This window comes from Microbacterium pollutisoli (assembly GCF_053586795.1).
This window is the reverse complement of the sequence record NZ_JBNYWT010000005.1, coordinates 125494-147612: the sequence shown is the minus strand read 5'-3', so window position 1 is coordinate 147612 and position 22119 is coordinate 125494. Positions and strand designations below refer to the sequence as shown.

General features: G+C 65.5%; 15 protein-coding genes. 8 read left to right on the top strand and 7 right to left on the bottom strand.

What is annotated here, in order from left to right:
• Positions 1-24: 24 nt before the first annotated feature.
• Positions 25-624 (top strand): hypothetical protein, encoded by a 600-nt coding sequence (locus ACQ143_RS12255; RefSeq protein ID WP_449570980.1) that lies wholly within the window; start codon positions 25-27, stop codon positions 622-624.
• Between the two features lie 7 nt (positions 625-631).
• Here the strand turns inward: ACQ143_RS12255 and ACQ143_RS12250 are convergent, their stop codons facing one another.
• A complete protein-coding gene (locus ACQ143_RS12250) occupies positions 632-811 on the bottom strand; it encodes a hypothetical protein (RefSeq protein WP_449570979.1) in 180 nt (59 codons plus the stop codon).
• A gap of 468 nt (positions 812-1279) precedes the next feature.
• Here ACQ143_RS12250 and ACQ143_RS12245 point away from each other — a divergent pair, with 468 nt between their 5' ends.
• Positions 1280-1420: a hypothetical protein gene (locus tag ACQ143_RS12245; RefSeq protein ID WP_449570978.1), complete on the top strand. Its 141-nt coding sequence runs from the start codon at positions 1280-1282 to the stop codon at positions 1418-1420.
• A gap of 171 nt (positions 1421-1591) precedes the next feature.
• Here the strand turns inward: ACQ143_RS12245 and ACQ143_RS12240 are convergent, their stop codons facing one another.
• Both ACQ143_RS12240 and ACQ143_RS12235 read right to left on the bottom strand, forming a co-directional pair.
• Positions 1592-2254, bottom strand: a complete 663-nt coding sequence (locus ACQ143_RS12240) for a DUF2510 domain-containing protein (protein ID WP_449570977.1) — start codon at positions 2252-2254, stop codon at positions 1592-1594.
• 535 nt (positions 2255-2789) lie between these two features.
• Positions 2790-3314: a hypothetical protein gene (locus ACQ143_RS12235; protein WP_449570976.1), complete on the bottom strand. Its 525-nt coding sequence runs from the start codon at positions 3312-3314 to the stop codon at positions 2790-2792.
• A 169-nt stretch (positions 3315-3483) separates the two neighbouring features.
• Here ACQ143_RS12235 and ACQ143_RS12230 point away from each other — a divergent pair, with 169 nt between their 5' ends.
• Entirely contained in the window at positions 3484-4038 is a 555-nt protein-coding gene (locus tag ACQ143_RS12230; RefSeq protein ID WP_449570975.1) for a hypothetical protein, read from the top strand.
• A gap of 309 nt (positions 4039-4347) precedes the next feature.
• On the opposite strand, the gene ACQ143_RS12225 is transcribed toward ACQ143_RS12230, so the two are convergent.
• The 3 genes from ACQ143_RS12225 to ACQ143_RS12215 form a co-directional block, all read right to left on the bottom strand.
• Complete coding sequence (locus tag ACQ143_RS12225) at positions 4348-5451, bottom strand: TY-Chap2 family putative peptide chaperone (RefSeq protein WP_449570974.1); 1104 nt, start codon at positions 5449-5451, stop codon at positions 4348-4350.
• Position 5452: 1 nt separating this feature from the next.
• Positions 5453-6352, bottom strand: a complete 900-nt coding sequence (locus ACQ143_RS12220; protein WP_449571116.1) for a TY-Chap2 family putative peptide chaperone — start codon at positions 6350-6352, stop codon at positions 5453-5455.
• 337 nt (positions 6353-6689) lie between these two features.
• Positions 6690-7895, bottom strand: coding sequence for a DUF2510 domain-containing protein (locus tag ACQ143_RS12215; protein ID WP_449570973.1), 1206 nt, complete (start codon positions 7893-7895; stop codon positions 6690-6692).
• 437 nt (positions 7896-8332) lie between these two features.
• Here ACQ143_RS12215 and ACQ143_RS12210 point away from each other — a divergent pair, with 437 nt between their 5' ends.
• Positions 8333-9238, top strand: a complete 906-nt coding sequence (locus tag ACQ143_RS12210; protein WP_449570972.1) for a hypothetical protein — start codon at positions 8333-8335, stop codon at positions 9236-9238.
• A gap of 138 nt (positions 9239-9376) precedes the next feature.
• On the opposite strand, the gene ACQ143_RS12205 is transcribed toward ACQ143_RS12210, so the two are convergent.
• A complete protein-coding gene (locus ACQ143_RS12205) occupies positions 9377-10693 on the bottom strand; it encodes a competence protein CoiA family protein (RefSeq protein WP_449570971.1) in 1317 nt (438 codons plus the stop codon).
• Positions 10694-10828: 135 nt separating this feature from the next.
• On the opposite strand from ACQ143_RS12205, the gene ACQ143_RS12200 reads away from it, so the two are divergent.
• From ACQ143_RS12200 to ACQ143_RS12185, 4 genes are all read left to right on the top strand, one after another.
• Positions 10829-14278 carry a helicase-related protein gene (locus ACQ143_RS12200; RefSeq protein WP_449570970.1) on the top strand — a complete coding sequence of 1150 codons (3450 nt, stop codon included), beginning with the start codon at positions 10829-10831 and terminating at the stop codon, positions 14276-14278.
• Positions 14279-14926: 648 nt separating this feature from the next.
• Complete coding sequence (locus ACQ143_RS12195; RefSeq protein ID WP_449570969.1) at positions 14927-17728, top strand: DUF1156 domain-containing protein; 2802 nt, start codon at positions 14927-14929, stop codon at positions 17726-17728.
• Positions 17728-18672 carry a DUF6615 family protein gene (locus ACQ143_RS12190; RefSeq protein WP_449570968.1) on the top strand — a complete coding sequence of 315 codons (945 nt, stop codon included), beginning with the start codon at positions 17728-17730 and terminating at the stop codon, positions 18670-18672. The genes ACQ143_RS12195 and ACQ143_RS12190 overlap by 1 nt, the downstream gene beginning before the upstream one ends.
• Before the next feature lie 104 nt (positions 18673-18776).
• Entirely contained in the window at positions 18777-22115 is a 3339-nt protein-coding gene (locus ACQ143_RS12185; RefSeq protein ID WP_449570967.1) for a Swt1 family HEPN domain-containing protein, read from the top strand.
• The last annotated feature ends 4 nt before the right edge of the window (positions 22116-22119 follow it).

The following is a 22119-nucleotide window of genomic DNA, read 5'->3' as shown; positions in this document are numbered from 1 at the left end:
GCGGTCCCGATGGACAGTGGGGGCATGGACCACAACCCCACGCCCGACCGCGTCCCCGCCGGGGACGACGGCGGTAACGCATACGACGATCCCGGCGGCAACTATCCGGATGCCGGCGAGCACCGTGACACCGCCCCCGATGCCGCGGCTGCGGATGCCGCGTCGCCCACCGACCCGGACGCGGTCGATCCGGCCGCCGGGGCCGCCGACGGGGCCGGAGACGCGGTGCCCGCAGACGCCGCGCCGGAGGTCGACCGGGCCAGTGAGCGGGTGCCCGCCGCCCCCGGCGACGCCGAGCGGCCCGCACCCGAGCACGGCGCCCCCGCCCCGGGGCACGGCGGTGACCACCACGGTCAGGACCACGGGCGCACGACGGTGACCGTCGGCCAGGCGCAGCACGCCTTGCGCGGCGCCCGCGAACAGGGCATGCCCGCGATGTCGCAGAACAACGCGAGCGTCGCCGAGAAGCTCGCCGGCGTCATCGCCCAGACCCGGGCCGACCTGTCCGGTGCCACGGCAACCCAGATCGGCTACCTGCTCCGAGAGCGCGCCGCGCAGGCGGGGCTGCACCTCGAGGACGAGATCGCCGCCGAATTGGCGGACGAGATCGCCGCCGGCGGCTGACCGGGCGTCACAGCAGTTCCCACAGCGTCGGGCCGAACACGATCACGGCCGCCACGGGCGCCGTGAGAAGACCGAGCCCGGCCACGAGCAGAGCCATGATGCTGCCGGCGATCGACAGGGCCGCAGCGCCCGCCGCCGAACCACTCGACGCGGATGAGGGGGCAGGCAGAGCGATCGCGGAGGTCATGCTTCGACGCTAGGGATGCCGGGGTCGCGGCTGCGTCGGTCGCCCGGCGCATCCGCATCATCCCGGAGGATGATTCCGCGCGGTGACCAGCGGGCGGCATCCGGGTACGAGAAGAGGAGCCGCCGAAGCGTGCTCCCTCTTCACAAATCGCGGGTTGTACGCGGAACTCGATCTGCCGCGTGATTCCGCGGATCTGATGGGGGCTTTAGAAGCGTAATCCTCTGCGCTTTGTCCGATAATCCTCTGCCGTCGAAGCGGGTGGCGCGCCGACGTGAAGTGGGAGGCGTCTCTGCCCGGGGCCAGGCTGTTCCTCATGGTGAGGACGGGAGCCCGCGCGGCTGCGCTTCGACCGGTGCTATCTCCGCAGGGCAGGTGAGGTGGAGTTCGTCGACAGAGTCCGCCCGTTGCGGATGGAGGCTTCCCCCGCAGACGCTAAGGAGGAGGTCCATCGTCTCTACAACGAGCGCGATGAAGAACCTCGCCGCGTCGGTCGGCGTGGCGCGGCTGGGGTGGATATCGATCTATGACCAAGTCGACGGTGCGATAGTCGATGACGTCCGCTACTGGCGGGCAGCTGCGGATCCCGTGGGGGTGCGCGCGCATGGATGAGCGAGCCGGCTGACCCTCCGGCGAGGACGCAACTCGGTCTATCTCGTGTACTCATCCGCGGTCGGCCCCGAGTTAGACCTTGAAAGCGCGAATTCGACCTTGCATGCAGCAGCACATGCCACTGCAGATCAAGAGCCAGATACCTTCTCAGGCGTGCCGTGTCAGGGTGAGTCAGGGCTGGCCATAGCCGTACGTGTACGAGCCAGTGTTCCAGTTCATGGTGGCGTTGTAGTAGTGCCCGCTCATAGTCCCGTCCTTGTGCTTCTCGTTCGCGACGAAGCACTGGAACACGGTCGTGGTCTCCGTCAAGTCGTCGGTCGACCCGCCGTCGACCGGTACGCATCCCACGTCGATGATCGGACCTTCAATGAAGTCGTCGGACACGTGGTCCTTTGCCATCTTCTCTACGGACTTTTCGATGTCTTCAATGGCATCGGCGCGGCGCTCGCGCTCAACCTCGTCGGCCCTTTTTTGCGCTTCTTGAACCTCGCGCTCTCTGGCGTCCGCACGTTTCTTGTCTTCTGCAGCCTTCTTGGAGGCTGCGGCTTCTTGGTCTGCTGCGGCTTGCTCGGCGTCTGCGTTGAGCTTTAGGGCGATCGCCGTTCCCCCGCCGGCCAGCAGGAGGGTCACAGCGATGACCGCGGCGATGACGCCGGTCCGTCGGCGGCCCGTTGCGGCTCGTTCGCGATGGGTCGTGCTCTGCGGAGTGGCCGATCCGACACCTGGAGATGGCGCTGGTAGGTCGGTCCATTGATGACCGTCCCAATAGCGTTGACCGCCCTCGGGGGTGGGGTACCACCCCGCCGGCGGCGCGGGTGCTTCGTTCTCGGCCACGACACCTCCTCGTCTCTTCGCCTTAGTCCCTTACGATGAGAATGTTCTCATCGTAAGGGAATGCTGAGGGCCATGGCTGACTCTCGTCGCGTCGGCAGGGTCCGAGTGGATCTAGGGGTGTTCCACAACCCCGTCGGCGACGGCCCAGGCTCGGCGATCTCAGCCCAGCCGACCTCGAAGCCTTCCACACCGCCCCGAAATCCCGGCTCGATGCCGGGCGCCGTCCGGGAAACCGCGTCATGCTCCTGTGTCGATACAGAGGTGTTTGCAACGGTTCGACATGATCAGAAGCGATGTCCAGCGGATGCCCGGGTGGCGCGTACCTCAAGGCAGACGTCATGAACGAAGGGACCGCAATCGACTGCAAGGACGAGATCACCCCGACGATTCGTGCGGGGAGACAGTCGCCTTCGAGCTGACCACCCTCACCGACGGGGCGGATGCCTTCCGTCTGACGGAGGTCAACTGCCGCCGCTGGTAGCTTTCGCGCCTTTGCGGACTCCAACACCCCGCCAATCACGAATTCTCGTGGGCATCAGAGGATGACGAGACGTGTCAGGTCCTCTTCCTCGTCGCCGCGGTTGTGTCGGTAGTACTCGAGGAGTCGCTTCAGCTCCTTTTTGGTGAGGTCGCCGCTGCCGTAGCGCTTCATTCTGGTGATGAGTTCGCTCCACGTGATCGGGGACTCGCGGAGAATCCGGACGTCGTTGAGACGCTCGGTCATGTTGTTCAACTGGGCGAGATCGCTGCTGCTGGGTTGCCAGCCGTAGTTGGCGACGCGTTCGGCGAGGCAGTGGCCGCAGAATCCGAAGTAGCGCACGGTGCCCTTCAGCCGTTCGGTCGCGAACACCTCGCGGACACGGTCCATTCGACACAGCGCCGTGGGCTGCTCAGTCTGTGGGGTGTGTGAACAGCGCTGTTCGTGGAATACGCACCCGAACGCGCTCGCCCAAGCGACCACGCTAGACGTGTCGTCGTTCCAGTACTTGTCGCGGAACTTCCATCCGAGCAAGTCTTGGCGGCCGGGGACGTCCGGACCGCGAAGGTCCTCAGGATCCATAACTGGAAGGTCGCTCCTCGCGGTTTTCCTAACGGTGACTTGGCCGGCGTCTTGAGCAGAGCATAGGCGCACGGGTTCTGGATTGCAACATATTTGGATAATGGGTAGCATCACTTTGTGGGTAACCGAATGCCCACATGGCCAGCTAAGAGCGAGGAGAGCGAGCGCAATGGCGACGACTTGGATGTTGATGGCGGTGCCAGCCGAGGACTATGACGAGCTCAAGCGCATGGTGGACCTCCGGCAGACGCAGAGAGGGGAATCGGCTGCGCCGACGGTTGAAGAACTGCGCAGCGATGAACTCAAGCGAGCGGCAGTGGTCAGAAACGCCTTCGAGAAGCACGAGGACTGGCCTGATGAAGCCCTGCGGCGCCTTGCCGAGGCTTCCACCGTCACGACCAAACGATTCACGCAGGTGATGGACCTTTGTGTGGTGGTTCGGGAGGAGACGCCCGACTTTCCGCTTATCTCGACTACCGACGTCGCTCAGCGAACGGGAATGAGCGTTGACGAGTGGCGATCGGCGTGTCGCAAGATCGGAGCCCATCTCGACAAGCACTATCCCGATGTGCCTCGCTGGGCCAATGGGTCGAAGTCGGACGGGCGTCCGGTGTGGCCCCTCGTTGGAGTTTCTGGCCGGAACCTCGGCATGTACGACCAGCTCTACGTGGGGATAACGGCGGAGCAAGCTAGGCGTTGGCGTGGCATCCGCGATCTCGGCTGAGTACTAAGCCGACGGCGATCAGGGCCGTTTGACACCTGAACAACGTGGCCGGCACCGCGGGGGATGCCGGTGCGGGCGAGGGGTCGACACGATAGGTCGTCGGACCGCTCGAGGCGCTGGTCGGTGTGAGTTCGCCGGAGGTGGCGCGCTTAGCTTCGGCGATTTGGCAGCAGTTCGTGGTCGTTCCTATGGAGACGCGACCAGGCTTGCGTGGGACCGACGAAGTTCCAAGCGGATGGGTCGAACCCGGTACGGGCGAAAGGGTACCCAGGCAGAACCGTTGTTGGTGACGCTCGTCAAGCGGCGGAATCAGAGCCAGTTCTTGAGTAATGCGACCGTCATAGGGGCGATGCGGCGATTGTGCTTCTTGTACAAGTCCATGAGATCGGTCTGCTTGCCATCGGCGAAGTACGCCTGACCTTCGATCGAAACCATCGCGATTGTCTCCGTGCCGCGGCGGAGTGCCCAGAAGTGGCTTTCCGGCTCACCGTAGATCCCAAGAGGTTGAATGTCTCTTGCGGACTCGAGGGCTGCCGGGAAAGCGGCAAGATAGCCGGCGCGATGGTCTTCGTCTCCGGAACTGTCGACGAACTCGCTTCTCACGTCCCATAAGGACCGATTGTTGAGGGTGATATTCAGCACGGACGCAAAGAGGCGGTAGGCGAGGGTCCTCTTCGTTGTGGCTGGAGAGCTCCGCGGTGGTGGCCATCCTGCGTGCCGTTCGAGATCCTTGACGATGCTGTGTGGCGTGGGCGATTCGAGCACCTGATTCCAGGTCACGACGATCCCTGAATCGGCGCCCCCATGGACCTGGAGTGTGCCGGTTCGGTTGAGCATGACGCGCGGTAGGGGTTTCGCTGCTGCGTGAGGCGAGAGCGAGTCGGGGTCGGTGACGCACAGCACGTCGTACTGTCCTCCGCCAGGGTGCATCTCGTATGCAATGAGGCGGGGGTGCCGTCGGACGAGTTCCGATGCGATCCACCACGACTGTGCGAGCGCGATGCGCGTAGCACCCCAACCCGCGCTTGGAGCGTGGTCGGCGTCGCGCACAGCTTCAGCGCCAGCGGCGCGAGTCACGGTTTTCTTCTCGTGCAGCGACATGGCGTACTCATGGAAAGCTCGTTGCGCTTTGATGTACGCCGCGAGGGCGTCAGGCATGGGCTCTTCGAAGAGCGGCTCGCTGACGGGCTTGTGGATTCGCCAGCTCCGGGACTTGTGCGCGAGGAAGTGTATCCAGTCCTCAAGAGACGCGATTGGGCGTTCCAGCAACGCCTTCTCGCCGCGCTTGAGGTACTTCTGGTGCTCTGGTGGGTAGTACGGGGTGCCCGCTGCGCCGTCAATCCACCAGGCTCCCACGGGTTCCGGAGGCGCACCCTTCGTCCTCCGGACTTGGTGGATCGCGATCAGAGGCATCTCACAATCTCCCTCGAGGGCTCTGCCCGCTCTGGGCGTCGGTGGCTGGGGAATCGATGATTTCGTAGATGTGCGCGGCCGTGAGTGACCAGGAGGGACCACACGCGGCGTGCGTGGCGCGGATGTCGATTGGTGAAGCCCCGCCCGTGACGTGCACCCATCCTGCCTCGTCGACGATGGCCCGTACCTGGAAGCCCTCGTAAAGGAACCACAGTGGTTCGTGCCAATACACGACGAGGTCATCGCTACTGCTCTGGAAGTCGTGCACAGCGGCGGCGATGTAGTCATCGGCCGCGTGCATTGCGCTAGGGAATTCGCTGAGTGCCGCCGTGTCGGATTTCACGTCTTGCCCGTCGAACAACCGAACAGGTATGGCCTGCCAAGTAGATCTCGAACTCACGTGCAGGCCGAGAATCGATGCGATCGCCTGGTAGGCACTGCTGTGCCCGGTCTCCCCGCGCTTGGCGGGGATGATTCGCAAGCCTGAAGCTACCTGCAGCCTCTTGATGACTGCCAGTGGATCATGCTGCGAGAACACAGTGAGCCAGCTGTGGCGGCGGTACTCCCCGCCATGTTCGTAGCCGATACCGCTGAACAGGTCGAACTGCGCACGCCACCCGGTAGCGCCTCTGTGCAGGAGAAGCAGAGCATTTTGGTCGCCGTCCTCGACACGGGAAATGCGCAGTTCCGGATGTCGACTCACGACCTCAGCGGCGATTCGCCAGGACTCGGCGAGCACGAAACGGTCCGCGAAGTGGTAACGGCCTTCCTCATCGAACCCGTCGTAATCGAACCGGTCCGACAATAGCGACGAGTTGAAACCGTTCGTGTGCGCGAAACCCTGAGACTCACCAGGTGCTGCTTCGTCCTCTGGATTCGGTTCAACCCCGCCTCTGGCCATGACATTCACCGTAGCCGGGTACCCCGACACCCAACGATCATCAAACCCGCTGTGCTGGCGCGTCCCTCGCGCGCCAGCTGCACTCGCTTACAGCCATCGCGATGCCTGGAACATCGAGCAGTGCGTCACCTCGATGTCGTCACTGGCGATCGTTGCACGTAGGTCGGGGTGGAACTGCGCGGAGACCAGGACGTGTCAGCGCGCGCTCGCCAATCAGTTCGGTGGCAGCCAGCGGTACCGGATCGGCCGGAACGGCGCCAGCAGGCGAAGTCGATTTGTCTTCGCCCCCGGCGTCGATGGTTGCGCTCGCGGCGGACGCGGGCCCAACGAGCAGGTGTCAGAGAGCGCCGAGCAACGTTGCTTTCGCAGCGGCGAACTCGTCATCTGAGAGGATGCCGTCCTGGTGGAGTGCGGCAAGTTCGCGCAATTTCTCACCCACGGTCCCGTTCGAGGTCGGAGGTGTCGGCTCTGTCGCCTTAGCACTCGCCGCCCCGAGGACCGAATTTCCTGCGTCTTCGAGAGCCGCGCCGACATCATCGGACCTCACGCTACTGCCTTCGACGAGAGAGTGGATTTGTGCGTCCGTGACGATCGTCAGGTTCGACTTGGCTAGTTCGGCTCCGCCGCCGACCTTGCGAATGCCCTCCGACACGAGGCCGGCAACCTTTCCCTTCATCAATCCCGACGCGAGCGCGGACGCATTCACGACAGCGGGCGGCACCCCGAGTGACTTGCTCGGTTCCGCGCGCGTGAACTTGATCGAACGGAGTTTCTCGTAGGGGGTGCTGTTGACGATGTCAGCGGCAACGCGCACGAAACCATCCTGGTAGATCTCGACCGTGCAGTCCCCAAACTCGCCGCGGGTGAGCAGATCGTGATACTCCGGGTTGTCTACCACGATGACCGCCCGGCCCGCGGCAGCCAACGCGTGACCAACTGTGGATTTCCCGGGTCCGCCTTCATCCGCGAGGGTGTGGATCGTCTTGTCGGTGGTGATGGTCAGCACGGACTTTCGGAGTGATGCGGCAGCGAGCTCTTGAAGACCGCTGGTCACGAGCCCCGTGACGGCGGACGTGTTCGCGAGTGCGCCGACACCGCCGCGAAGCAGGCCTGTGACTCCGGAGATGGCAGCATTCGCCTTGTTGGTGTCCTCGCCCTTGGGTGGTTCGTACCCGATGCCCCGAAGCTGTTCGAATGGCGTGTTTGACGTGACCCGGGGCGCAATGCGCACGTAGCCGCCCTGATAGATCTCAACAGTGTTGCCAGCGAAAACAGCGCTGGTCGCGAGGGCGCCTGCGGCTGTCCGTGCCTCTTCATGTTGACGGTTTGCCTCGGACCTTGCAGCTTGTCTTTCTGCGGCTGCATTCGTGACTTTGGCGCTCACCTTTGAGAACACGCCATCACGTTTCGGTGTTGCTAGGTCTGGCGTTGGCTGTGGCTTCCGCACGTCCTCCGTCCACGCGACCCCGTCCCAGAATCGTTCATTCCCCTGCCCATCCGGGTACCACCCGGCCGGCGCTTGATTGCCCATGGAGTAGATCATGACAGAGCCGAGCGACATCGCGCGGCGATTCTCGCCGGCGCAGCGGGCCCTTCGCGGCCTGCCCGTCACCCACACCTGCAGCGTCGGCAGGTGTCCGTTCGCACTCTCGCTCCTTAACCTTTGTGCGTGCTTCGCATCCCACGCGCGCCTGGTTGCAGCCGGATCGGCGGTGGCGCGCCACTTCTTGACGAAGCAGGGACCGTCGCTCGCAGTTGATGCGACCCCACGAAATCAGCGTTGTTAGCGTCACCGTGGTGAGGGTGCATGCGTGGTGCCGTGCCGAACCATGACTCGACGTCGATGGGAGCCGTGATGCCGCTGACTGTGCTGGACCTCGCCGAACGCCTCGATCTGCCAGACGTTGTGCTTACGGTGGCCGCGCATCGCCTGGTCGTGTCGCCTTCACCCGTCGGTGGGTCGAGATGAGGTTCAAGCCGGTGGTGGCCATCGACGTGGATGGTGTGCTGCGCGTGGGCGCCCGCTCTGTGGGGGAGTACGGGGCGGGCACGGCCGCGGTGTTCGGGGAGGAAATCACGATGCACCAGGGCAGTTTCCCGAAGTATCTGCATGGGCAGCCTCCATGGGACGAGGACGGAGTCTGGACGGACGTGCACTGGTTCTCGCGCACGGGTGCGGACTGGGTGCGTGATCTTGTCGCACGTGGGGTCGATGTGAGGTGGGCAACCACCTGGCAAGGCTGGGCGAATACCTACTTCGCTCCGGTCCTTGGGCTCCCCCCGCTGCCGGTGGCGGTGCAAGGGGGCGTGCGCCGGTCGGAAGAGTCACCGGAATGGAAAGCACGCATCCTCGCCCGAGATTTCCCATCGAGGCCCGTGCTGTGGGTCGATGACAACGTCCCGTGGCCGGGTTTCGATGCCCGCCGTCGACCGATAGATCGGGCGCTCACGCGACTGCAGCGGATCAACGGGTGCTCCGGGATCATCCCAGCGGATGTGAGGGAGATGGAGCAGTGGCTGGAGTTGGCGTCGAGCCCGGCCGGTCACGAGGAACTGCGTCGGCAGCGTCGGCGGGACCGGGACCGGGAGGGCGCCCAGCGGCGCCGCACCGGCTGGGGCAGCGAGGCTGCGTACCGGGCGTGGATCCCGGTACGTCGGCGACTGCGCACCGAGCTGGACCTGTCCCACTATGAGATCTGGATGATCGAGCGGTATGTCCGACAACAGTCGCCGAACCCGCTCACCGACTACCTTTCGAAGCTTCCCGACTCGCAAAATCTCCCAGCCGACGCGATCGCTCAGATCCTCGCCGCCTACCGCGCGCCCACGCGAGCGCATGCGCGTGATCCGACATCCCCCGCGCCCAATCGGGAACGACCGGCGTAACGACTCGCACACCATGAACGCGACCGATCTGAGCCGGCGAGGCAGAACAAGCGGAGCAGACAGTCTTCGACCTATCCCGACGCTCCCGTATCGAGTGTTCGCGGTCGGTGGGACCATGATCAGTCATCCGCAGACGGGTCACAGTCCGTTGCTCGTCACCTCTCCCGTGGTGAGTGCGGCGGCGACGGTGAACTTCGGCCACCGGTCATAACGGTGCGTCGTGGGAACTCTCGCGACGACGCCTCTGGTCTCCAAGGCACCGAGCCAACTGCGAACTGCTTCTTCGGCGAATCGAATGTCCGGGTCCATGTGCTCAAGCTCTGAGGACATTCTGCGGATACTCAACCGGCGCCCGACAGGTTGCTTGTGGATGTGTCGTAGGTAGAGCCGTCCTTGCCAAACCATGGGAGCGACGGGGAGACGGATCGGTGTATTCCCGCTGACGGGCTCGTGCTGAAGGACCTGCGGAACGATCCCGAACAAGGCGAGTATCTCCCGGTGGTCCGAAGACCCCGTCCACCGACGTTCCGAATCCGCGGCTTTCGCGCCGACGCGTTCCAGGAATCGCGTCTTCGCCTGCTCTTTCTGAGCTTTCTGGGCCTGTTCGGTCGCGCGTGCGCGTGCCCATTCTCGCTCTTGCTTCTCGCGTGCTATGCGGATCAGTTCTGCGCCACGCACAAGCTCCTCGAGGTTGGTGGAGGTCAGTTGACGGTCGGCGTTGAGACGGAATGCGTCCATCGGCTCGGTATGGAATTGTCCGTAGCCGTCCGGGCACAGCGCGCGCACGTCGGGCGCCGCGAACGGCTCGGGCAGGTGGGAAACGTAGCCGATGTGTTCCCACTCGGGGTCGATGAACAGGATGGTTGATCCGTGCGCAGTCACCGCCCGGAGCGTTGTGCTGCCGTTGATGCGATTCGATCCGCTGGTGGTGGGGCGTGCGTGTTCGCCGCCGTATCCCCACAACCAGATGTCGACGATCCCTTGTTGCTGGTAGGACAGGTGACGGGTCTCCCACTCTTCCGGTGTCATTCCGGCGTACTGGATCTCGAAAGCGATCCGCGCGCCCGAAGCGGGTGAGATGACCATGACATCGGCGCGTCGGCTCCGATCTTCGGTCGTCATCTCGAGTTCCACCTGCAGTGAGGGATAACGTGTTCGAACCCACCGTTGCACGAGCAGCTGCGCCTGAAGGTGGGCCAGTCCCATTCCTGGGTGACCACCGCCCGAGTGGTGCGCGAAACCATCCCGTCTACTCTTCCGGTCGACAACGGTCAACACAGGGCAATCGCATCCGGGTACAAGACAGGAGAACGTCTCTCCGGCCGCGCGACGATCTTTGAAGGCTTGCGCGTTCCCGTCCGGCATGTACTCGATCGCGCCGCTGGAGGTACGGGCGAACACCTGCCGTACCTCCGGTTGTCCGGTGAACGCCGCGTTCTGGGTAGCGTGCCGCATGCGGGGATATTAGGATCCGCCCCCGACATCGTTGTCGCGCACGGACCGCTCCTGGTGGGCATTGTCGCGTGGCGCAAGCGTGGGGCCGTCGGTCCTGTTCGCTACGCTCATCACATCTCCTGGGGAAGGACTAACGTGCGTCTCGAAGACATTGCCGCGTCGCAACGCCTCGCCGGCATCGTGCCGGGTCGACCCGTCGAAGTGCTCGCGGCGTGGATGCACGGGGCCAATGCGGTCGAGGTCACGTATCGGGACGAGAACGGCGGCCTGGGGCAGATCGTGCTCTACCGCGCCGACGAGGAACGGGTCGAGCGTCACCTCGGCGGTGGGCGACCCTTCGACGGTGACCCCCGCGACTTCCGGCTGGCCGCCGAGGCCCAGCGCATCATGCTCGCGGGACTTCACGACCCGATGTTGGCCGTCGCCACCAGCGACGTGCAGCCGCTGCCGCACCAGATCCGCGCCGTGTACGGGGAGCTGCTGCCGCGTGCCCCGCTGCGGTTCCTGCTGGCCGATGACCCCGGGGCGGGCAAAACGATCATGGCGGGGCTCTACATCAAGGAGCTGATCCTCCGCGATGACGTACGGACATGTCTGGTTGTCGCGCCGGGCGGGCTGGTCGAACAGTGGCAAGACGAGCTGGCGCTCAAGTTCGGCTTGGAGTTTGAGATCCTCGCGCCCGGCGCCGAGGACACGACTGCGAGCAAGAACGTGTTCGAGCAGAAGCGGCTGCTCATCGCACGGATGGATCAGCTCGCGCGCAACGAGGTACTGCTGGAGCAGGTGGAGCAGGCAGAGTTCGACCTCGTGGTCGTGGATGAGGCGCACCGGATGAGCGCGTCGTGGTTCAGCGGCGAGCTGAAGGCGTCGAAGCGGTTCCAGCTCGGCGAGCTGCTGAGCGAGCGCGCCCGCCACTTCCTGCTGATGACGGCGACCCCGCACAACGGCAAGGAAGAGGACTTCCAGACCTTCCTCTCACTCCTCGACCGTGACCGCTTCGTCGGTCCCGGCGACCGGCACGCTCAGACCGGCACGGCCGATGGGCTGATGCGGCGCATGGTGAAGGAGAAGCTTGTCACCTTCGAGGGGCGTCCGCTGTTCCCGGAGCGGATCGCGGAGACCGCCTCTTACCGCCTGTCGCCGGATGAGCAGTTCCTCTACGAGGAGGTCACGGAGTACGTCCGCAACGGGATGAACCTCGCCGACCGTCTGGAGGGCAAGCGGAAGAACACGGTCGGCTTCGCGCTCACGGTGCTCCAGCGGCGTCTCGCGTCGAGCCCGGAGGCGATCTTCCAGTCGCTGCGACGCCGCACCGACCGGTTGGAGCGCACCCGCGCCGACCTGCTCGACGGCATCCTCGACGCCCCGCCGCGCGACGCCCCCGCCTCGCTACTCGGTGACGATTCTGACAGTGGCTACTACGACACGGACGAGCTGGATGCCGCGGAGCTGGAGGAAGCTGAAGAGGAACTCGTCGACGCGGCGACCGCCGCCCGCACCGCGGCCGAGCTGGAGACCGAGATCGCCGACCTGCGGCGGCTCACCGAGCATGCCCGCAGGCTGCTGGACTCGCAGCAGGACGTGAAGTGGCGCGAGCTGCGCGGCGTGATCGAGAGCCAGGTGCTCACGACGCCCGACGGCAAGCCGCGCAAGCTCATCGTCTTCACCGAGCATCGCGACACGCTGAACTACCTGGAACGGCGCATCACCCAGCTCCTCGGCAAGCGCGAGGCCGTCGTCTCGATCCACGGTGGAGTTCCGCGCTATGAGCGACGCCGCATCACGGCCGAGTTCACCTCGAACCCCGAGGTGCAGATCCTCATCGCCACGGACGCCGCGGGGGAGGGCCTGAACCTCCAGGCCGCGCATCTGATGGTCAACTACGATCTGCCGTGGAACCCGAACCGCATCGAGCAGCGGTTCGGCCGCATTCACCGCATCGGACAGACCGAGGTGTGCCGGCTGTGGAACCTCGTCGCGGAGGACACCCGCGAGGGCGAGGTGTTCATCCGCCTGCTCGACAAGATCGAGGAACAGCGCGCCGCCTACGACGGCGAGATCTTCAACGTGCTCGGCACCTCCCTCGGCGACCTGTCGCTGACGCGGGTGTTGCGCGATGCGATCCGCTACGGCGAGCAGCCCGACGTGAAAGCCAAGATGTGGGAGGTCATCGACGAGGGCGTTTCCGCCGGGCTCCAGGAACTGCTCGACGACGAGGCCCTCGCCAGCGAAGCCCTCGCGCCCACCGACCTGGAGGAGCTGCGCCGCCAGATGGAGGACGCGAAGGCCAAGCGCCTCCAGCCCCACTTCATCCGCGACGCCTTCCTCGAAGCCTTCGACCGCGCGGGCGGGCGCATCGAGCGGCGCGAGAAGGGCCGCTACGAGATCACCCACGTCCCCGCGAGCATCCGGGAACGCGCGGGGCGCGCACCCGTCGCCCGCCGCTACGAGCGCATCACCTTCGATGCGGCCACCATCGACGTGCAGGGCACGCCCCGCGCCGAACTGCTCGCACCCGGCCACCCACTGCACGACGCCGCACTCCAGCTCGTCATCGACCAGTACGGACCGGTGCTCGACCGCGGCACCGTGCTCACCTCCGACGCGGTGACCGAGCCGACCCTGCTCGTCGGCGTGCTCAACGAAGTGCGCGACTCCACCGGACAGACCGTCAGCAAGCGCTTCGGCTACTCCGTCGTCGGCGCCGACGGCATCGTACGCGACGCCGGCCCCGCACCATACCTCGACTACGCACCCGCCGACGAGCCGCAGCGCGCGACGGGCACGAGCCTGCCGTGGCTCACGCAGCGCGAAAAGGATGCCGTCTCCTGGGTGATCGCCGAACAGCTCCCGGTGTTCGCCACCGACGTGACGACGCGCCGCACGCAGGAGTACGAGCGCGTCCGCGAGCGCGTTGCCACCCGCCTGACCCGCGAGGTCAACCGCCTCTACACCGAGGCGCTGAAGACCGACGCGGATGCGGCCGCAGGCAAGAAAGTCCGCTACTCCGCCGAAACCCTGCGCCGCCGCGCCGAAGAACTGGAACAGCGCCGCGAGACCCGGCTCGCGCTCATCGACCGCCAACTCGCCATGTCACCCGTGACCCCGCGCATCACCGCCAGCGCCCTCGTCATGCCGACCGTCATCGATGCCGGGGCGCCGGGTGACGTCACGGTCAGTGCCGCGGCGCGAGCAGAGGTCGAACGCCGCGGCGTCGACGCCGTGCTCGCCGCCGAGCAAGCACTCGGCCGCAACCCCGAGGAACAAGCGCACAACAACCCCGGCTTCGACGTGCTCTCCCAGCCCACCGAGGGCGCGAGCATTCGTATCGAAGTCAAGGCCCGCATCGAAGGATCCGACACCTTCACCATTACCCGCACCGAAGTGCTCACCGCGCTCAACGCCGCACCCGACCACCGACTCGCGCTCGTGCGCGTCAGCGCCAACGGCGCGCCGCACGACGAGGTGCGCTACATCGACAACGCCTTCGAGGGCGTTGAACCAGCCTGGCTCACCGACTTCGATGTCGTCTCCCAGAACCTCTCCTGGGACGACTGGTGGGCGCGCGGTAGGGAGCCGTTCTGATGTACGAGGGTGCGACTGGCGATCTCCGCTCTCGGGGCTTCGTTGAGGTCACCGAAGACTCCGACTCCGACTCCGAGGAAATTGGCGCGCTCCTGCGAGCGGCCAGCACCTTCGTTGCGCAGGACGGACTGCTGCTCGAACACCAGGCGAGCGAACGGGCTCTCTGCCATCGGCTGGCGCTCTATCTGGAGCAGGAGCTCCTGCCTGCCGACTACCCGCGCAGTGTCGACTGCGAGTACAACAGGGTAGGCACGCCAGGAGCCGAGGATCGGGTCAAGAGGTTGCAACGCAACTGTCAGAGCTTTGACGAAAAGCAGGAGCGCCGTCGCGGTGGAGTGTTCCCTGACATCATCGTGCATGAGCGCGGTAAGCAGCGGAACAACAGTCTGGTTGTCGAAGCGAAGCTCGCGTCTGCGCTGAGCGAAGAGAGTCTGCGAGTGGACCTCTGCAAACTCCGCACCTATGTGGCGGAACTGAACTATCGTCACGCAGCGTTCGTCCTCTTCGACGATCGCGCCGGTTCTCCGGCGCTACGAGTCTCCTCGTTGCAGCGTGTGCGGACGCCGGAGTCCCCGCTCGTGTCCGACCCCGCGGGTAGGCTCAAGAGTCGCAGTTATCAGGCGCGAGAGCGCACGCGAGAGGAACCCAGTGGCAGTCAAGCGCAAGCTGATCGAGGTCTCGATCCCGCTCGACGAAATCAACAAGCAGTCGGCGCGAGAGAAGTCGATCCGTCACGGGCACCCGAGCACACTGCACCTGTGGTGGGCTCGGCGACCGCTGGCGACGGCGCGGGCGGTGCTGTTCGCGCAACTCGTCGATGACCCGTCCGTGCGTGAGGACGAGTTCATCGCCGAGGCCCGAGAGAAGGGCTACGAAGACCCCGAAGGCTGGGCCGGCCACCGCATCAAGCAGGAGCGCGAGCGCCTGTTCGACCTCATCACCCGCATGGTCAATTGGGAGAACCTGGGTGATGAGGCACTGTTCGACGCCGTGCGAGCCGAGATTCTGAAGTCCACGAATGGCAACCCGCCCGCGATCCTCGACCCCTTCGCGGGCGGAGGCACGATCCCGTTGGAGGCGCAGCGCCTCGGCCTGGAGGCTCACGCCAGCGACCTCAACCCCGTCGCGGTCCTCATCAACAAGGCGCTCATCGAGATTCCGCCCAAGTTTGCCGGGAGGGAGCCGGTGTTCCCCGGTGCAGCGGGCACCCGCACTGACTGGCCGAAGGCAACGGGCCTCGCGGAGGACGTGCGACGATACGGCGAGTGGATGCGCGACGAGGCGCAGAAGCGCATCGGCCACCTCTATCCGAAGGCGAAGCTCCCCGGTGGCGGAGAGGCGACCGTCATTGCCTGGATATGGGCGCGCACCGTCACCTGCCCGAACCCGGCTTGCGGCATCGAGATGCCCCTTGTGCGCTCGTGGTGGCTCGGGAAGAAGAAGGGCAAGGAAGCCTACGTCGTGCCGCGTGTAGCCGCGGGTCAGGTCGAGTACGAGGTGGGTCATTCTGCAAGTCAGGCTCCGACAACTGAAAATGATGGGACGGTGCGCCGATCGGGCGCAACGTGCGTGGCCTGTGGGACGTTCGCGCCGCTGGCCTACGTCAAAGCAGAAGGAAACGGGGGTCGGCTCGGTTCCGTCCCAATTGCGGTTGTTGCTGAGGGCCAACGACAGCGCCTCTACCTCCCGCCCACGTCAGCGGAGATTGGTGGGAGCACCCCGATCGCGCACGCTCCTGACGAAACGCTCGCGACTAACTCCCAGTACATGGGCGCGCCGCTCTACGGCCTTAAGACTTTTGGGTCGTTGTTCACGACAAGACAGCTGTACTTTCTTGAGACGTTGCTCGAACTCTCGACCGACGTGCGGCGCATGATCGTTGGAGAAGACACCAGCGGAAGGCTTTCAGACGGCGCCACTGGCCGGACCGCATATGCCGATGCCGTGCTCACCTACCTTGTGCTTAGCATCAGCAAGTCGTCCAACGTAGGTTCCGCGCTGACCTCCTGGATGAGCGATCGAGGAGCGTTTAGGGAGACGTTTGCGCGTCAAGCCATCTCGATGGTTTGGGACTTTGCTGAAAGCAACCCGCTTGGAGTCGGCGGCGGCACTTTTGCGTCGGCGGTGGAGAAGGCTGCGAAGGTGCTTGACGAGCTCCCCGAGGGCACCATCGGCGTGGTTGGGCAAGCGGACGCGTCTGCTCGGGACTATGGGGCTGCGCTGGTTTCCACCGACCCGCCATATTACGACAACGTTCCTTATGCGGACATTTCAGACTTCTTCTATGTCTGGCTGCGGCGGGGTCTTGGGGATACTTTTCCAGATCTCTTTGGTACTGCCCTCACGCCGAAGGCCGACGAGCTTGTCGCGAACCGAGACCGCCAAGGCGGCAAGGAAGCGGCCAAGGACTTCTTCGAGCGCGGCTTCTATCGAGTCTTTGAGCGCGCCCGAGAGGGTGCTAGCGACAACTATCCCATCGCTGTCTACTACGCCTTCAGGCAGATGGAGAATCACGGCGGCGAAGCGACGTCGACTGGGTGGGAAACGATCCTCGACGGTATGGTTCGCGCGGGGTGGCTTGTAACAGCAACCTGGCCGGTTCGAACTGAGGGCGAGGGGCGTATGCGTGCGCTGGCTTCCAATGCGCTTGCTTCCTCGGTGGTGCTCGCACTCCGCCCGCGTCCCGAGGACGCTGCTGTGACGGACCGGCGCGGCTTCATCGCCGCGATGAAGCGCGAGCTTGGTCCGGCGTTGCGGGAGTTGCAGCAGGGCGGGATTGCGCCGGTCGATCTTCCGCAGTCGGCCATTGGCCCTGGCATGGCTGTGTTCTCTCGGTACGCGAAGGTCATCGAGTCCGACGGCTCGGAGATGACGGTGCGCTCGGCGCTCGCGCGCATCAACGAGGTACTGGACGAACTGCTGACCGAGCAGGAGGGTGACTTCGATCCGACCACCCGTTTTGCCATTGCTTGGTATCGCAGCAACGGCTACGACGCGGGCGCGTTCGGCGACGCCGAGAACCTGGCGCGAGCACGCGCCACGGCGGTCTCGGCGATGGAGCGCGGCGGCATCCTGAGCGCCCGCGCAGGCAAGGTTCAGCTCTATCGTCCGACCGATCTGCCGGACGACTACGACGTGACCTCCGACCAGCACACGTCCGCGTGGGAGGCACTCCAGCACACCATCCGCATCCAAGAGTCGAAGGGCATTCCGGCAGCGGGAGCGTTCCTGCACGACGCGAGCCGCCGATCCGACGGGGCGGTCGACCTCGACCTCGTGAAGGAGCTGGCGTACCTCCTGTTCCAGGTGGCCGAGAAGAACGGCTGGACGAAGGACGCCATCTCCTTCAACGGCATCGCCACCTCGTGGTCGGAGCTGCTCGAATCCGGGCGGACGGCTGCGCCGGTCAGCACCGCCGCGACGCTCGACTTCGGCGCGTTGGAGGGCTGATGTCGATCGCCAAGCAAGCGCGCATCCTCGATGACGGTGCAAAGAGCACCAACAAGCGCATCCTGCGCGATCACGGGAACGGTGTTACACCACACGAAGAGACGTTGACTCAGAATTTCGTCAGCGACTACATCGCCAAGATTCGGCGCGCGAAGCTTAGAGCGAGCGTCAACGAGTTCACCAAGCAGCAGGAAGCTCGCCTCTACGGAGCGGATATCGCTCTCTGGTTCGTCAACGCTGCCGGAAAGTTTGCCGGTGTCCATCTCCAATCGAAAGTGTTGAGAAGCGACGGCACCTATGGCGGGCTTGATCACCACAACAGGCACGGACGGCAATACGACATGCTCATCAACGGAGCCAAAAGGGAAGGGGCTCTTGCAGGTTACGCCTTCTACAACGGCCTTCGTGGCGCCGAGCCGAGCACCTCAGCGTGCGGGCATGGGGATGGCGCTCCGGACATCAACGGAATCAGCATCGCAAGCGCGACAGCCATTGGTCCTCATGTGGCGCGGAGCGTTCGTCGCAAGGACGTCGAGCAGATCTGTTCCCCGTTGAGCTGCCTCGTTCGACATTGGGGAGTCACGAGTGGGCCCGGTGGCGGTGGCGGTGGCGGTGGTCCGGTCGGCGGTGTAGGCGGTTTTGGTGGGAGTGGCGGTGGTGGTGCGTCAGGCGCTCCGTCGCCCGATCTACCCTCAGCCCTACTAGGGCTTGCCGAGGCTTGGCAACAGCCCGAGGCGCGGCTACATGACCAAGACTCGATTCCCGAGTACGTGCGCAAACTCGCAGAACGGATGAATGAACGAGCCGCCCGTCCGATTGACGATGATCAGCGCTCGTACGTCGATGATCTAGACCTGTGGCTTCCCTATCCTGGCTACCCCGAGCCAGTCGCGTGGTCCGATATTTACCCGTTCGTGACAACCGTGCTGGTCGGGCCCAGCTGATAGCGTCCCGCCGCGTCGACCGAAACTGCGTCGCAGGCCCTCGGTAGCCTGGAGAGTCAGGAGGCCTTCTAGTGGCAACATCAAATCGTGACCGCATTGGGCGGATGTTCGAGATCCTTGCGGAGGCGCTGGACCCGTTCATCGCGGAGGTGCTGGAGCCTCAGATCGGTGATTCCGATTGGGCGCTGGTGGTCAAGCTCGCCGACGAGGAGAAGGGCATTACCGGCAAGGCATACAGCCGGGAAGACCCTGCCGTGCAGCTTCGGATGCTGACCGAGGGCCTTACGGGTCGTGTGAAGAAGGGTTGGTATCCATTCAAGGGGATCGTCACCCGCGAGCACGAGGCGTATGCGAGCCTGCTGCGCGAGACTCGGAACCAGTGGGCGCACAACGCCACGTTCGATGATGACGCGGCGTTGCGCGCGCTTGACTACGCACGGCTGCTGCTGGCCGCGGTGGGGCAGGCGTATGCGGCCGACAAGGTGGACGCGATCCGCCTCGACCTGCGCCGCATCGCGACGGGCAAGCAGGACACGCGGGCGCTGAAGTCGTCCACGGTGGTGCCCGGCGCGTCGGGGCTGGCCCCGTGGCGGCAGGTGCTGAAGCCGCGCGACGAGGTGGCGACGGGCAACTTCCAGTCCAGCGAGTTCGCCGCCGACCTCTACAAGGTCGCCCGCGATCCGGCGGCGACGAGCGGGGAGTACTCCGACCCGGCGCAGTTCTTCGCCCGCACCTACCTCACCGAGGGTCTGCGCGACCTCATCGGCCGCGCGGTCAAGCGGCTCGCCGGGGACGCGAACGCCTCGCCCGTGGTGAACCTTCAGACCAACTTCGGTGGAGGGAAGTCGCACTCGATGCTCGCGCTGTGGCACTTGGCCGGCGGTCTGCCGCTGGCCAAGTTCCCGCAGGAGGCGCAGGAGCTGCTGACGGCGAACGGCTACCCAGCGGAGGGCATCACTGCGAGCCGTGTGGCGCTCGTCGGCAACCATTTCGCGCCGCAGGGTGAGACCAAGGACGACGGCACCCGCGTGAACACGCTGTGGGGCGAGCTGGCGTGGCAGCTCGGCGGGCGCGAGGCGTATGAGATCGTGCGGGAGCACGACGAGAAGCGCACCAACCCCGGCGGCGACCTGCATGTCCTGCTGGCGAAGTACGCGCCCGCGGTGATCCTGATCGACGAGTGGGTTGCCTACGCCCGGCAGCTCTACGGCCGCGAGGATCTCGCGGGCGGCACCTTCGACACGCAGTTCACGTTCGCGCAGTCGCTGACCGAGGCCGCGAAGTCGATCCCGGGTGTCCTGCTCGCTATCTCGATCCCGGCCTCGCACGACGGTGACGACAGCGGCGAGGTCACGGGCGCGGCCGAGGAGGTCGGCGGATCGAACGGCATGGAAGCGCTGAAGCGCCTCCAGAACGTCGTGCGCCGAGTAGCCGACCAGTGGCGTCCGGCCTCCAGCGACGAGGCGTACCGGATCGTGAAGCAGCGCCTGTTCGAGTCGGAGGATGCCACCGCGCTCGCGCAGATCGCAGCGACCGCGAAGGCGTTCAGCGACTTCTACCAGGCCAACGCGGGGGAGTTCCCGAAGGAGGCTCGCGACCCGCAGTACGGGCGGCGCATCCAGCAGACCTACCCGCTGCATCCCGAGCTGTTCGACCGGCTCTACGAGGACTGGTCCTCGCTGGAGCGGTTCCAGCGCACCCGCGGCGTGCTGCGGTTGATGAACGCGGTCATTCACGCGCTGTGGGTCGGAGAAGACCAGGGTCCGCTCATCTTGCCTGGCTCGATCCCGTTGGCGGTCGCCTCGGTGAATGCGGAGTTGACGCAGTACCTTCAGGATTCCTGGAAGGCCGTCATCGACGCCGACGTGGACGGCGCCAACTCTGAGCCCGCCCGCATCGACAGCGACAAGCCGGTGCTCGGGCAGCGGTCGGTGACCAAGCGTCTGGCGCGCACCGTGTTCTTCGGCGCAGCACCGACCATCGGCACCGCGCATAAGGGCATCGACACGCAGCGCGTGTTCATCGGCACCGCGGTTCCCGGCGATGTCGTCGGCAACTTCCACTCCGCCCTCACCCAGCTCGGCGACCGCACGACCTACTACTACTCATCGGCGGGCAAGCATTGGTACGACACCCAGGCCAACATCACCCGCCGTGCGAAGGACGCCGCCGATGCGCTGCACCCCGAGGACGTGTGGGCCGAGATCGTGAAGCGGCTGCGCGGCGAAGAGCGCGTGCGCTCCGACTTCGCGGGCGTCCACGTCGGCCCGACCGACTCGGGCGACATCCCCGACACCGACCAGGCCCGGCTCGTCATCCTGCACCCGAAGTTCCCGCACCGTCGCAAGAAGGGCGACTCGCCCGCACACGAGTTCGCCCAGCAGGCAACCGAGCGGCGTGGCACCGCGAACCGCGCGAGCCGCAACATGGTCGTGTTCCTCGCCCCTGACGAGGAGCGCCTGGCAGAACTCGACCAGGCCGCGCGCTCATTCCTGGCGTGGAAGGAGATCGCCGAGAAGGCGAACGAGCTGAACCTCACGCCGCAGCAGCTCGCGCAGGCCACCGACAAGCGCGACCAGTTCGGCCGCACCGTCGACGACCGGCTCGCGCTGACCTACCAGTGGGTGCTCAACCCCGTCGCGCCCGACCCCGGCTCGCCGTTCGAGCTGGACGAGGTCAAGGCCGACGGACAGGCGGGCTCGCTCGCCGAGCGCGTCGCCAAGAAGCTCGGCAGCGCGGGAGCCTACTCGACCCAGCACGCGGCCCGCTCGATCCGGCTCGCACTCGACACCAAGGTGCCCGCAGCCTGGTCGGCGGGCCACATCGCCGTCGGCGACCTGTGGAGCCTGTACGCGCAGTACCCATACATGCCCCGATTGCGCTCTCGCGAAGTGCTCATCGACGCCATCGACAACCAACCCCTGCTCTGGCAGAGCGAGAGCTTCGCCCTCGCCGATCGCTACGACGAAGCGACCGGCCGCTATTACGGACTATGGTTGCCCGGCGACACCGGACGCGCACCTGTCACAGACGCCACCCTGATCGTCAAGCCTCAACCCGCCGAAACCCAGCGCGCAGCGGATGTTGCCGCGGCGACTGCCCGGAACGCCTCCGAGACCGGGGCGGATGCGCCCGCACCGCCGCACGGGGGTGCATCGGCCGCGCCGGGTAGCACCGCAACGGTGGCACCCACGCCAGCGACGAAGCCTACATCGACCCGGTACGTCGGCAGCGCACCGATCAACGCGGAACGCTACTCCGCGGACTTCGCCAAGATCGCCAGCGAAGTGCTCGCCAACCTCGCCGCCTCCGGCGCAAAGCTCACCATCTCGCTGTCCATCGACGCCGTTCATCCCGAGGGCTTCACCGAACAGCAGCTCCGCACCATCCGCGAGAATGCCACAACGCTGAAGTTCACGACCAACGAGTTCGAGGCCGAGTAGCGAG